General features: G+C 51.3%; 10 protein-coding genes. 4 read left to right on the top strand and 6 right to left on the bottom strand.

The genetic code is table 11. The features are described 5' to 3' along the window. Nucleotides 1-119 precede the first annotated feature (119 nt). A complete protein-coding gene (locus Q399_RS0118125; RefSeq protein WP_037046720.1) occupies nucleotides 120-728 on the top strand; it encodes an LON peptidase substrate-binding domain-containing protein in 609 nt (202 codons plus the stop codon). Here the strand turns inward: Q399_RS0118125 and queE are convergent. After that, nucleotides 721-1386, bottom strand: coding sequence for a 7-carboxy-7-deazaguanine synthase QueE (queE, locus tag Q399_RS0118130; RefSeq protein ID WP_031570989.1), 666 nt, complete (start codon nucleotides 1384-1386; stop codon nucleotides 721-723). The genes Q399_RS0118125 and queE overlap by 8 nt on opposite strands. An 87-nt stretch (nucleotides 1387-1473) precedes the next feature. Between queE and queC the strand changes: the two genes are divergently transcribed. After that, on the top strand, nucleotides 1474-2133 hold the full coding sequence (queC, locus tag Q399_RS0118135) for a 7-cyano-7-deazaguanine synthase QueC (RefSeq protein WP_031570992.1): 660 nt from the start codon (nucleotides 1474-1476) through the stop codon (nucleotides 2131-2133). On the opposite strand, the gene Q399_RS0118140 is transcribed toward queC, so the two are convergent. After that, entirely contained in the window at nucleotides 2121-3014 is an 894-nt protein-coding gene (locus Q399_RS0118140; RefSeq protein WP_031570994.1) for a LysR substrate-binding domain-containing protein, read from the bottom strand. The genes queC and Q399_RS0118140 overlap by 13 nt on opposite strands. A 128-nt stretch (nucleotides 3015-3142) precedes the next feature. Then, nucleotides 3143-4120 carry an HTH-type transcriptional regulator CysB gene (cysB, locus tag Q399_RS0118145; protein WP_031570995.1) on the bottom strand — a complete coding sequence of 326 codons (978 nt, stop codon included), beginning with the start codon at nucleotides 4118-4120 and terminating at the stop codon, nucleotides 3143-3145. A 162-nt stretch (nucleotides 4121-4282) separates the two neighbouring features. Between cysB and Q399_RS0118150 the strand changes: the two genes are divergently transcribed. Further along, nucleotides 4283-4969 carry a sensor histidine kinase gene (locus Q399_RS0118150; RefSeq protein ID WP_031570997.1) on the top strand — a complete coding sequence of 229 codons (687 nt, stop codon included), beginning with the start codon at nucleotides 4283-4285 and terminating at the stop codon, nucleotides 4967-4969. Nucleotides 4970-5118: 149 nt separating this feature from the next. Beyond that, nucleotides 5119-5883, top strand: coding sequence for a hypothetical protein (locus tag Q399_RS0118155; RefSeq protein WP_031571000.1), 765 nt, complete (start codon nucleotides 5119-5121; stop codon nucleotides 5881-5883). A gap of 88 nt (nucleotides 5884-5971) precedes the next feature. On the opposite strand, the gene topA is transcribed toward Q399_RS0118155, so the two are convergent. The 3 genes from topA to Q399_RS0118175 all read right to left on the bottom strand — a co-directional run bounded on the left by topA (nucleotide 5972) and on the right by Q399_RS0118175 (nucleotide 13303). Further along, complete coding sequence (gene topA / locus Q399_RS0118160) at nucleotides 5972-8566, bottom strand: type I DNA topoisomerase (RefSeq protein WP_031571001.1); 2595 nt, start codon at nucleotides 8564-8566, stop codon at nucleotides 5972-5974. 235 nt (nucleotides 8567-8801) lie between these two features. Next, nucleotides 8802-9923, bottom strand: coding sequence for an arginase family protein (locus Q399_RS0118165; RefSeq protein WP_031571003.1), 1122 nt, complete (start codon nucleotides 9921-9923; stop codon nucleotides 8802-8804). 416 nt (nucleotides 9924-10339) lie between these two features. Continuing rightward, nucleotides 10340-13303 (bottom strand): Ig-like domain-containing protein, encoded by a 2964-nt coding sequence (locus tag Q399_RS0118175; protein ID WP_084164505.1) that lies wholly within the window; start codon nucleotides 13301-13303, stop codon nucleotides 10340-10342. Nucleotides 13304-13336 lie beyond the last annotated feature (33 nt).

A 13336-nucleotide genomic window follows, 5' to 3' on the forward strand; every position in this document is an offset into this window, starting at 1 on the left:
CTCTGCTGACGTCTTATCACTCAACATAACAAAAAAATGCCAGATTTTCAGCCGGCAACCACAAATCCAGCGACAGAACTACACCGTATCACGCCACAGTCATGGTTAGAGTGTTGTTTATGTCTCAAGCGATTGCGTTGTTTCCGTTAAGCCAGATTATTTTGCCGCAAGGCCGGATGCAGTTACGGGTGTTTGAACCCCGGTATCAGCGACTGGTGCGTGAAGCGCAGCAGCGCCCGTTTGCCAGCGCTTTGCTGAACCCTTATGTGCATCAGCAACATCAGGCACGGATTTTTCCGGTGGTGACCTTAGTGCGGATTATCGATTTTTGTCAGTTGCCGGATGGACTGCTCGGTATTACCATTGAAGGAATTGCACGCCACCGCATCATCAAACGCTGGCAGGAAGCTGATCAGCTGCATGTCGCACAGACTGAGGCATTGCCGTCCTGGTCCATGCTTGAGCTTGACGCAGCATTTCAGCCTTTGGTGCCTGCGCTGCAGCAGATTTATCAGCAAAATCCGCAACTGGCAGCATTATATCCGGCAGCTGACTGGTACAACGCCAGCTGGCTGGCGCAGCGTTGGCTGGAAGTACTGACCATGCCACCGCAGTTAAAATTTGAACTGATAAGTGCCGACCATCCAGGCCCGACGCTTGACGTGTTGCAGGACTGGCTTAGAGAGCAGCAGTCATCAGAGCTGGCGCCTCCGGCCCAGACTAATTAATTCCCAGATATTTGTGCACCTGTACACTGAGACGCCAATTGTGTTGTTTGCACATCTCAATCGCCAGCGCTGTGGCCTTCGCCTTTTGACTGATAGGTTGCAGGTATATCAATTTTCCAGAGCAATCAACTTGTTGCAGCAACTCATGCAACTCTTCAATGTGTTTTTCCATCGCCACCGGATGTTTAATTTCGTTGGCGCGCACCAGGCAGCTGGTCAGCACCGGATAACCGCCTTTCATATTAACCTTGGGCGACACAGTGACCCAGGTTGAAGCCGGTGCCAGAATTTCAAAAGTGCCGCTGGTTTCAATTTGGGTACTGTAGCCATTGGCGTGCAGCAGTTCACACAGTGGGTTCAGGTCGTAGATACAAGGTTCGCCACCGGTGATCACGACATGGCGGGCCCGATAACCGCGGCCGCGGAATAACGCCAGTAAATCGTCGGCACTGGCATTGGCCCAATGATCCGACTCAGCTTTTTTGCTGCTGGTGTCACTGAGCGCAATCAATAAATCCGGCATTATCTCCCAGGTATGTTTGGTGTCGCACCAGGCGCAACCAACCGGGCAGCCCTGCAACCGGACAAAAATCGCCGGCGTACCGGTGTAACTGCCTTCACCCTGGATGGTTTCGAAGATTTCGTTGACTTTATACACAGTGCTTGGATTTCCTTTAGCATCGGGCCGAATTGCAGTACAATGCGCGCCCCCAAATTGTTGGCCATTATAACGGGAGCTTGCCAGATGCCGCAAAAAGTTGTTGTGATTTATTCCGGTGGTATGGATTCATTTACCGTATTACACAAGGCCATCAAAGACGGGCATGAAGTCTTTGCCCTGTCGTTTAATTATGGCCAGCGCCATGTCCGTGAACTGGAATGCGCTAAAGCGGTTTGCGCAGAGCTTGGCATCAATCACAAAGTCGTGGATATCTCGGCAATTAACCAGCTGATTGGCGGTTCATCGCTGACCTCAGACATCGAAGTACCGGAAGGCCACTACGCTGCCGACAATATGAAATCCACTGTGGTGCCAAACCGCAACATGATTTTGATTTCACTGGCGGTCGGTTATGCCGTCTCATTGGATGCGCAAGCGGTCTATTACGGCGCCCATTCCGGCGACCACTTTATTTACCCGGATTGCCGGCCGGAATTCGTGCAGAAGATGCATGATGTCTGTCAGGTTGCTAACTATGAACCGGTCGCAATCATCAGCCCTTATTTGCAGCAGACCAAAATCGAGATCCTGCGTGATGGTCTCTCAATGGGCCTGGATTACAGCAAAACCTGGACTTGTTACAACGGCCGCGCCAAAGCCTGCGGCAAATGCGGATCTTGTCAGGAGCGACTGGAAGCCTTCCAGTTAAACCAGGCCATAGATCCACTGCCCTACGAAGCCTGAACCGGCGAATGCAATTGCAACAGCTGATATAGCGCCTGCACGGCGCTATGATTATCACCGCGCCGGCTCGCCAGGTACATAGTGCGTTTTAAGCCCTGCGGCCCGAGCGGTCTGGTCACTATCAGACCCTGACTTAAAAACGGTTCGGCCAGCCACAACGGTAACACGGCAATCCCCTCGCCGGCAGCGACCAGCTGCAACATCTGACTGGCCTGCGCCACTTGCCGGCGCTCACCGCGAAACTCCAGATCTTTGAGAAAATAACGAAATAAATCCTGCCGCTCCGGCGGAATTGGGTAAGTAAGCAATTTTGCCTGTTGTAAATCAGCCGGCGTCAGCCAGGTCTTCGCAGCGAGCGGATGCTCAGGTGCCAGATAAGCCAGCAATTCCAGCTCAAACAGTGGCTGGTAACAAACCTGACGCGGCAACCGCGCGTCAGTGGTCAGCACTAAATCCAGTTCGCCGGCCAGCATGGCTTCAATAGCATGATGCTCAATCTCGGTATTGAGACTCAGGTTTACTTGCGGATATTGCTGCCGGAATGCCTTCACCGCAGGTAACAGCCAGTGAAAGCAGGCGTGACATTCGACCGTCAGGCGCAGTTGCGCCGGTAGATCTGGTTGTTGACGCAGTTGCTGTTGCACAGCCTCAATCTTTGGCAGCACCTCGTCTGCCAGCTGCAATAACAACTGCCCTTGCCAGCTGAACTGGATTGGCTGCGATTTTCTGATAAACAACGGCTCACCGAGCTGTTGTTCAATCTCTTTTAACTGATGGGATAACGCCGATTGCGTAACAAATAACCGGCTGGCCGCACCTTGCAGTGAACCGGTCTGCGCCAGCGCCCGCAACGTTTTTAACAGCTTTAAATCCAGTTGCATGCATGACCTTCTTCAGCGGGAATCATCGTAAACATGCACTGTACCCACTTTATCTGGCCATATCAACATCCAGACGTCCAAAAGTAAAAAGGACAGCCGGAGCTGTCCTGTGTGGTTCTTTCCAGCGCCTAACGCACCGGTAATTCAAACTTGGCAAACATCCGATCGATTTCTTCCTGATTACGCAGCATATTGGCGCGCTCCACCACTTCTTTGGTCAGATGCGGCGCAAAACGCTCAATAAAATCATACATATAAGTGCGCAGGAACGTGCCTTTTCTGAAACCGATTTTGGTGGTCGACGCCGCAAACAAATGGCTGGCATCGATGGCAACTAAATCGGTATCCAACGTTTTGTCCATTGCCATCGAGGCAATGACGCCAACGCCAAGACCAAGCCGGACATAAGTTTTAATCACATCCGCATCGGTGGCGGTAAAGACAATTTTCGGCTCCAGGCCTTTTTCGCCAAAAGCGCGGTCCAGTTCAGAGCGGCCGGTGAAACCAAATACATAAGTGACAATCTGATACTGCGCCACATCTTCAATTTCGATTTTGCGCTGTAAATTTGCCAGTGGGTGGTCAGTGCGTACGATGACGCTGCGGTTCCAGTGGTAACAAGGCAACATCACTAAATCGCTGAACAAATGCATGGCTTCAGTCGCAATGGCAAAATCGGCCTCGCCACGGGACGCTGCCTCAGAGATTTGCTGCGGCGTGCCCTGATGCATATGCAAGGATACTTTAGGAAATTTCTTGATAAAACCGCCGATGACGCCGGGCAACGCATACCGGGCTTGTGTGTGGGTGGTGGCAATATTCAGTTTGCCCTGGTCCGGTAAAGTGTGTTCCTTCGCCACCGCTTTGATACTTTCAACTTTAGCCAGAATTTGCTGGGCAATTTCAATCACATCGCGCCCGGCTGGTGTGACGTGAGTTAAATGCTTGCCGCTGCGGCCAAACACCTGAATACCTAATTCGTCTTCCAGCATCCGCACTTGTTTACTGATACCAGGCTGTGACGTATACAGGCTTTCCGCCGTCGCCGACACGTTCAGATTATGGTTTAACACTTCGACAATATAACGGAGCTGTTGTAATTTCATCGGTCAGGCTTTCCATGGTTGACGGCCACTGGCGACAATCAATCGGGCTAATTATTCCAACGATTCATTGTTTTTTATTTATGTATAACTAATAGTAGCTAAAAAACCAATCAGACTGTAGTACTTTTTCCTGCAGAACACTGAACTTCACCGGAGAATGTTGTGGAGCACCCCGAAATAGATTTCGCGACCGTACTGGCGTCCGGCGTACACGATATGAAAAACTCCTTATGTATGCTGATCCAGTCGATGGAAGTGTTGCAGCAGGAGCTGGCGGAAAAATCACTGTCAGCAAGTCAGGAACTCGGCCGCATTCATTATGAGGCCACGCGGCTGAACACTAATCTGTTGCAGTTGTTGTCCCTGTATCGCATTGAAAAGGATCAGCTGCCGCTGCATATGGACGAATATAACGTCGACGACTTAGTGGACGAGATCCTGTTGAAAAATGCGTTATACAGTCAGCAACGCCATATCGAAGTCATCAAAGACTGCCCTGCCCGGCTCAGCTGGTTTTTTGACAACGACCTTGTCAGCAACCTGCTGAACGATATGTTTGTCAATGCGCTACGCTACTCAGCCAGCCGCCTGTTGCTAAAAGCCAGTCTGCAACAACAGCAGCTGGTGATAGAACTGCACGATGACGGCACCGGCTATCCGGCGGACATGCTGGATAACAGCGATGAAGGCATCAATAATCTGAATCTTGCAGCCGGCCGCACCGGGCTTGGCTTGTTTTTTGCTCATATGATTGCACGAGCGCATCGGAACCGGCAGCAATGCGGCCGCATCGAACTCTCCAATGGCGGACAGTTCGGCGGCGCTGTGTTTCGTTTAATTCTGCCCTGATGCCAAAAAACAGCATAAAATGAATCAGATCAGGCTGTGCCGGCGGGTATGTCAAATAGCGCGGCTTCACATACAGCACCAGTGCAAAGATTGGTATTTTGCCGCGTTTCTGTTTAAGATGCGAAGGTAAGACCAAAGCAGAGGTTCAGATGGCTTTTACAGTAATTGTGGTGCTTTTCATTGGCTTATTGGTGATCTCCGTAGTCGCCAGCGCGATGCAGCAGCACAAAGAACGACTGGCCACGTTAAAACGCGCCGAATTCAGTAAACTGCGGGGCATGCTGGAAGATACCGAAGAGATCCTGCTGAACGCCGCCAATGTGCCGCTGACGCCCGGCATAGTGCAGATGCTGCTGACCCGCATTGCTTATACTCTCAAAGCCATGGTGGAGCTGGAACCCGGTTCCCGTGATTTAAAAAGCCGGCTGGCTGACACTGAAAAACGTTTGTCTGAACTTGGCAAAGAAAGCCCGGGCGCTGCAGAAAATATCAGTCTGCCGGATAACGACAAACAAATTATCAGCATGATCCAGGGCATCAAAAAACTCAGAACTATTCTGCGCGCTGAACATGCCCGCGGCAATATCGATACCCAGTTAGTGATTCAAGAAGACCGCCGTCTCGAGAACCTGCAGCTGCGCATCAATGTTGAAAGCCAAATTAAACGCGGCAATCAGGCCAGAGCCAACCAGTTGCTGGGTTCGGCACGGCAGTGTTATGAAAAAGCCCTGGTGACACTCAGCAACGCCAGCCATGCTGATGAATATGTGCAGTCGCGCCGGGCCGAAATGAACAACATCCTGCAAGAAATTGCCGAAGAACTGAAAGAAGGCAACCTGCGGGACCGGCAGAAAAAAGCCGAACAGGAAAACAACGACCTCGATGTGTTATTCGCGCCGAAGAGAAAATGGTAGTCCTCTCACCTGCCTTACAGCCACTGCAGCATTCGCATAAATAACAAAGCCCCGCATGCGGGGCTTTGTTTTAGCTAAGACAGGCTAATCAGGCGTCAGCTTTGCCTTCCACCCACTGACCATTTTTATACCAGGCCATCCAGCCTGTCGCTTTGCCATCTTTCTCTGACATCACGTATTGCTGCTTGGTTTTGCGGCTCCAGCGCACTATCGTTGCATTGCCGGCCGGATCCTGTGCCGGTGCTGCCGCCAGATAATGGAACTTCGGCATCATCCGGTCTTTGAAGCGCTGTAACTCGGCCACCAGCGGTGCGCGGGTCTCGCGGCTTTTCGGGAAGGTCGACGCCGCTAGGAACAAGCCAGCTGCCCCGTCACGCAGTACAAAGTACGCATCTGACTTCTCGCAACGCAGCTCAGGTAAATGCACCGGATCTTCTTTTGGTGGTGCTGCTTCGCCGTTACGCAGCAATTTACGGGTATTTTTACAGTCGCTGTTGGTACAGCCAAAGTATTTACCAAAGCGGCCGGATTTTAACTGCATATCCGAGCCACATTTTTCACATTCGATCAGCGGGCCATCATAACCTTTGATTTTAAAGGCACCACTTTCAACCAGATAACCGTCACAGCCCGGGTTATTACCACAGACATAGAGTTTACGGGTCTCGTCCAGTAAATACGGGTCCATCGCGGTGCCGCATTTAGCGCAACGCTTTTTGTGGCGCAGCACTTCGGTTTCCAGCTCTTCTTCGTCAGCAACCAAGACCGCTTCATCACCCGGCGTCAAATTCATTGTCGTGGTGCAACGTTCTTTTGGCGGCAGATTGTAGCCGGAGCAGCCCAAAAACACGCCGGTACTGGCGGTGCGGATACCCATTTTGCGGCCACAGGTCGGACAGTCGATGTCGGTCAGCACGAACTGATTGGTGCGCATACCGCCTTCAGTACTGTCACCTTCCGCTACTTTCAGTCGCTTGGAGAAATCGGCATAGAAATTATCCAGTACCTTGCGCCAGGCCGCCTCGCCATTGGCGATATCATCGAGCTTCAGCTCCATGTTGGCGGTAAAGTCGTAGTTCATCAGATCGCTGAAATTCTCGACCAGCCGGTCTGTGACGATCTCACCCATTTTTTCGGCATAAAACCGTTTATTGTCGACTTTGACATAACCACGTTCCTGGATAGTGGAAATAATAGCGGCATATGTCGATGGACGGCCGATACCGCGTTTTTCCAGCTCTTTGACCAGACTGGCTTCGCTGTAGCGTGCCGGTGGTTTGGTAAAATGCTGCGCCGGCAATAACTGCTCGAGGCTTAACACTTCGCCGACTTTAACATCCGGTAATTCGTTTTCTTCTTCGTCTTTACGTTTTTGTGCCGGCTGCACCCGGGTCCAGCCGTCAAAACGTAACACACGGCCTTTGGCACGCAGTTCAAACTCACCGGCTTGTACTGTGATGTTAGTGACGTCATAAAGCGCCGGTGGCATCTGACAGGCGACAAACTGGCGCCAAATCAGCTCGTACAGCTTCTTGGCGTCGACTTCCATATCACTTAAGGCAGACGCCTGCACATTCACGTCCGAAGGCCGGATCGCTTCGTGTGCTTCCTGCGCATTGGCTTTGCTGCCATAGCTTAATGGCTCAGCCGGCAGATAGTTCTTACCAAACTGCTGCACGATAAAATCGCGCACTGCGCCAACAGCTTCCGCCGACAAGTTGGTCGAATCGGTACGCATATAAGTGATGTAACCAGCTTCATACAGCCGCTGCGCCAGCATCATGGTTTTCTTCACGCCATAGCCCAGACGCGTACTGGCCGCCTGTTGTAGCGTTGAAGTGATAAATGGCGCTTGTGGTTTGGAGCTCGATGGTTTGTCTTCGCGATCGGTCACCTGATAGGCTGCGCGCTGTAATAACGCGACAGCCGCATCAGTCTGCTGCTGATTGACCGGGCGGAAGGCTTTGCCAGCCTGACGTGCTACTTCCAGTCGCAGCTGCGCCTGGCGTGGATTACGCACGTCGGCGTCGACAGTCCAGTATTCTTCCGGCACAAAAGCTTTAATTTCACGCTCGCGCTCGACGACCAGCCGCACTGCGACTGATTGCACCCGACCGGCGGACAAGCCACGGGCGACTTTTTTCCACAACAGCGGCGACACCATAAAACCTACTACGCGGTCTAAGAAGCGTCGGGCCTGCTGCGCATCCACACGATCCTGATTAACAACACCAGGCTCAGTGAAAGCATTTTTGATAGCGTTTTTGGTGATTTCGTTAAATACAACGCGTTTAAACTTGCTGGCGTCACCGCCAATAATGCTCTGCAAGTGCCAGGCGATGGCTTCCCCTTCGCGGTCCAAGTCCGTTGCCAGGTAAACAGTGTCTGCCTTTTCCGCTAATTGCTTTAATTCCCGGACAACTTTTTCTTTGCCTTCCAGAATTTCATAACGGGCTTTCCAGCCGTTTGCCGGATCTATCCCCATCCGGTCTACCAGCGCCAGATAGTCTTTTTCAGCTTTGCTGAGTTTACTGTCACTTGCCTTGGTTTTGTCCCTGGAACTGCTCGATGGCAGATCACGGATATGCCCGACACTGCTTTTTACAATGTAATCAGCACCCAGGTACTTGTTGATAGTTTTTGCCTTTGCCGGGGATTCGACGATGACCAGAGATTTCGCCATTGGAGTGCAGGAGTCCCTATTAAAAAATTCAGTAGTCTTTTTTGCTTTTTAACGTATATCCGTAAACGGAGGTTGTGACAAGTAGCCAGTTGCACAATTGTCTCCGACAGCTGGTTTTTCGAGGCTTGATTGCTGCTTTATCCAGCAGCTCCGGCAAAACAGGCTAAATCCGGCCCGATATGGTCGGGCGCGGATTTTTTTGGATGAAGCGCAATAAACTGCGCCAAAAAGGTGTTTAACAGGCTGGATCCCGACTGATAGCGTCGAGTAAAACGGCAGAAAGTTCTGCCCCTACTTTGAGCGTTTGCGCTGAACTTGCAGCACCCTGTCCGGTACTGTCGGTAAAGGGCGCAATTTCCATCATGTCAGCAGCGCCAACCCGGAAATGCTGCTGCAGAATAGCAAGGATCTGCAGTGCTTCATCCGGTGTCATGCCTCCGGTTTCCGGCGTGCCTGTCGCTGCGGCATATTCTGCATCCAGTGCATCGATATCGAAACTGACATAGAGCTCATCGACCGCCGCCGCTTTTAGCTGCGTCACGATAGCCTCAGCTACTGCCACAGCACCCAGTGAGCGGATTTCATCAGCCCAGAACTGGCGCACACCAAAAGTGCTTTCCCAGTGTGATTTTGGCTTCCCGCTGGAGCGAATCCCCAGTTGGATCAAATGCGATGGTGCCGGCAAAAATTCAAGGATATGGGTACACCAGGAACCAAAACACAGGTCAATGCCAAGCCGCTCTGTCAGCAGGTCGGTATGGGCGTCAAAATGAATGATGGCAGTGCGAATACCGGCGGTGCGGCGCGCTTTTAAATAGGCTTTGGTTAGTGGATAACTTACCGAATGGTCACCACCGATGCCAAAAATGCCTTTGCCCGGAAAAGCCTGATAAAACAAATCGGCCAGTTGCTCAGTCAGCGACAGCGGGCTCACCGGTAAATCTGCCTGGGCATTTCGGTACAGCGCCTGACGACAGTTAGTGATAGTTTCTGCATTCAGATATTTATCATGCAGCAGATGGGGGATCACCCGGATATCTCCCAGGTCCGCCGGGTAGCTTTGCCGTTGCTGCTGCAACAGCGCCAGACGCAAAAATAACGGCCCCCAATTAGCACCTCGCAAAATACCGCCACCACAATCTGAACTGATGCCAAGGATTGCTGCAGACTCGGCTGACCCGGCAAATCGTTGAAGCCCAGCCAGCCACTCAGCCCGCACATCAGCATCCTGGCCAAATAGCTCAGCCCGTAATAGCGCTTTACGTTCTTTTGCGGTATTGACGGTAAACACGCCATCCCCCGGCGGGCACAGGCATTGGCTGGCGGTTTGAAGAAATAAATCTACGGACGTTGTCATATCAGCTCCCGGTGATGAATTCAGATCAACTATCGAATGTTTATGCAGTCTGAAATATTTATAAAGCCTGGCAATTCGGTTTGCACTCAGCGTTACGTTTGGTTGTGCCTACTGGTCACAACACAGCCACAAAATAAATTATACCAATTTAAATCAAGCATTTAGATAACATCAGCTTGCGCAAAAAAATGTAAAGGTGTGGCAGTTGATCCAGATATATCAGGCTGTTTTTTTGTGTCAACGCAACAAACTTGAAGTGGGCCTGGCACTGTGTTTTTTTATTCAATCTAATTGAATCTTCAGTTAGGCCGCATGCTGCCTTAGTGGACACCAGGAGTACAAAAAAAAAACCGGTCTGTAAAAGACCGGTTTTTGTTGAACAGCGACGCAAGGGGCTGTTGTGCCCCTGCGATTCATCAGAGCGGGAAGGTCTGGCCGTTGATAGCGCAGATAGATTTGGTGGTAAATCCTTCCTCATTTGCGAATGCATCAACCCCAAACGGACTGGCCCAAGGTCTGTCTGATTCGTCGGTGGTATCTTCTGAGCTAAATCCCAACGAGACGGTGCGGGCTGTGACGTTTTCTGTACCGGCAGCAAATCCAGACACAACAACTTCCACGTCGACGAAAGGCGCCATGGTCTTCGGATAAGTCAGGGTGAAATACGCAATACCGTCAGTACCCGCTGTGATATTTTTCTCGACTGTTGCAATATTGCCAGGTGTCAGTTGTTTGTCACCATTTTCGTCTTCGCCAGCGTCCAAAATACCGTTACGGTTTTTATCTTCTGACAAACAGGTCAGATCGTCGCCGGTATTAGAATATACAGCCTCCCAATACTTAAACGACTGATTGACCGGGCGCTTAAACCAATGACCTTTGTTATACCGGGTTGGCAGCGCCGACACCGTCAGCACCTGATTTGGCACCGGATTGCCGGTAGAATCTGTCACCAGCACTGCATATTTCTTTTTATACAACACTTTGTCGTCTGACTCTTCAATACCATTGCCGGTAGCAAAACGGAAGAACAGCGTGCGGTTACCGACCGAGATCCCAGTGGTGCCACTGATAGCATCATTGTCGGCAATAGTCGCTTTAATCTTCAGGCCTTTCGGATCTTGCGGGTTGCCGCTGCCAGGTGTTGTGACATCCGCCGTAAATTCTGTGGTGGCAATCCCCTGCGAGTTGGTCCTGGCTGTGGCCGGGCTTAACTGTCCACCAAATGAATCCACCAGGCTAAAGGCGATCTCTTTGTTTTTCACCGGGTTATTGTTGGCATCCCGCACAATCGCCTGAACGATGGCTTTTTCACCCGGAGCTAACTGCGCCGGAATGGCCTGCACTTCCAGCGGGCGGTTCGGATCAGGCACTGTGGCAATAAACTCAACCACTTTTTGCGTTTGTAAGGTTGCTCCGGTGCCACGGGTATTTGCTGAGATACTGGCAAGACCGGCGAAAGCTGAACGCATAAATATTTGTGCTTCACCTGCAGCATTAGTCTGAATCGTGGACACAACTTTGTTATCTGCCAGCCCTGGTTCATCAGCGGCTATCACACCTCTTGTCGTGGTAAAGCCGACATCCTGAGCAACGACCGGCGAGCCACTGCGTGTCCACTTGACAGTCGCATTGGCTGGCGTGTTTAACGCGATTTCAGGGATCTCTGCTTCATTCGCCGGTTTGACATACGCAAATGCATCGGCATTTACTTCAATTAATACGGTTTTTATCACTCCGAGTGCCGACACTGTGACGGTATCATTACCAGCGTTTACTGCCGTATAACGCACTGTCGCCCGCCCGGTTGCCGCATCAGTTCTTGGCGATGTATTGCTAAAACTGTTTTTCAGCTCCGATGACAATGACAGTATGGTATCCCGGATGGGCTTCGCTGATGAATCCAATACTGTAAAGGTCATATCCATACTGCTGCCAAGCACAACGGCAGGCGCCGCAGCAATTTCAATATCAGTCCCGACAACTTTCAGTGTGAGATAAGATTTTGCCGCGCCGCTGCCTGCAGTCGCACTGACCAGAATATCCCGCAAAGCCGGATTGGTTTTGGTGGTCAGCACAGCCCGCGCGGTGCCGGTATTGTCGGTTGTAGCCGACTGCACTTCAATTTCACCCTCAAAACCGGTTTCTATACCGAATTTAACTGCAACATCTTTCAACAGGTTTTGCTGGCGATCACGCACAATCGCGGTTAATTCGACTTTATCTGCATTCCCACTACCAATCTGCAACTTGTCGGATTGCAGCAACACCGTACTCACCGGATCTGTCGTAACAGAACCGCCATCACCGGCAGAGTCAAACGACTTAGCGGCGTTGACCGTTTTATTACTGTCAAGCTCCGCAGTCAGAGTGCCTGTCCCGCTGGCAGTGCCAACTGTCAGGCCAATTTCTGCGATACCGCTACTGTTGGTTTGTGCCGTTGCAGCTGAATTACTGAAGCGCGCTAAATCAGCCAGATTGATGGCAAAATTCACTTGTTTATTCGCCACGCTGAGACCGAGTTTTGATTTCAGCTGGGCTCTGACTTTAACCGGGTTGGCATTACTGACCGATGTGACTTCGGTGCCGTCTGCACTCAGCATACTCAACGTCAGAGTCAGTTGGTCTGCTGACGGATTATCACCGGCTGACATAAAAGCTTTTTTCGATACTGAATTATCAGGTAAGGTCGCGGTAAGTTCTGCGGCACCGGATTTGGTGCCGACTGTCAGGCCGATTTTTGCGACGCCACGGGCATCGGTCACCGCTGACGCAGTGGCATTATCAAACTGCGCAACAGCACTGTCTGATAATGCAAACTTGATGATTTGACCACTCAGGCTGCCACCGCTGCTCGAGGTCAGCGTCAGCTCAGCAGTTAAAGGCACCGCCTGGGATAAAGTGCCTGTTTCAGCACCATTTGCGTTGAGCAGTTTAATAGTGCCGCTGTATGAAACTGGCACGACCCCAGCCGACTGGAAGGCAATGGTAGCTTTACTGCTATCCGGCAGAGTCGCTGTGATTTGAGCTGCGCCAGAGCTTTGGCCAACTAACAATGTAATGCGGGCGACACCATTCGCATCAGTGACGGCCGATGCCGTACCATTACTGAAAGTGGCCACCGTAGCGTTACTCAATTCAAAGCTGATGAGCTTGCCATTGATAGCGCCGCCGTTGGTTGAAGTTAAGACAACTTCCAGTGTTAACGGGGATTGCGCGGTCAGTTGATTACTTTCAACTCCGGCAGCAGTGATTAATTTCAGAGTTGCAGCGTACTTTGGCGTCTCAGGTGTACCGCTTGTTCCCAGAGTTCCCCCCCCACCACAAGCGACTACAACACTCATCAGAAACGCAACGAGAAGTTGCCGGATGTTTCGCATGAAAACTCTCCCTAGCTGGCTATTTTCATTAGA

The organism is Rheinheimera texasensis DSM 17496 (assembly GCF_000711985.1).
GTDB lineage: Bacteria > Pseudomonadota > Gammaproteobacteria > Enterobacterales > Alteromonadaceae > Pararheinheimera > Pararheinheimera texasensis.

What these genes read in the sequence shown, in the direction of transcription:
- Q399_RS0118125 (WP_037046720.1), top strand. Translation starts at nt 120, where the DNA reads ATGTCTCAAGCGATTGCGTTGTTTCCGTTAAGCCAGATTATTTTGCCG.
- queC (WP_031570992.1), top strand. Translation starts at nt 1,474, where the DNA reads ATGCCGCAAAAAGTTGTTGTGATTTATTCCGGTGGTATGGATTCATTT.
- Q399_RS0118140 (WP_031570994.1), bottom strand. Translation starts at nt 3,014, where the DNA reads ATGCAACTGGATTTAAAGCTGTTAAAAACGTTGCGGGCGCTGGCGCAG.
- cysB (WP_031570995.1), bottom strand. Translation starts at nt 4,120, where the DNA reads ATGAAATTACAACAGCTCCGTTATATTGTCGAAGTGTTAAACCATAAT.
- Q399_RS0118155 (WP_031571000.1), top strand. Translation starts at nt 5,119, where the DNA reads ATGGCTTTTACAGTAATTGTGGTGCTTTTCATTGGCTTATTGGTGATC.
- topA (WP_031571001.1), bottom strand. Translation starts at nt 8,566, where the DNA reads ATGGCGAAATCTCTGGTCATCGTCGAATCCCCGGCAAAGGCAAAAACT.
- Q399_RS0118165 (WP_031571003.1), bottom strand. Translation starts at nt 9,923, where the DNA reads ATGACAACGTCCGTAGATTTATTTCTTCAAACCGCCAGCCAATGCCTG.
- Q399_RS0118175 (WP_084164505.1), bottom strand. Translation starts at nt 13,303, where the DNA reads ATGCGAAACATCCGGCAACTTCTCGTTGCGTTTCTGATGAGTGTTGTA.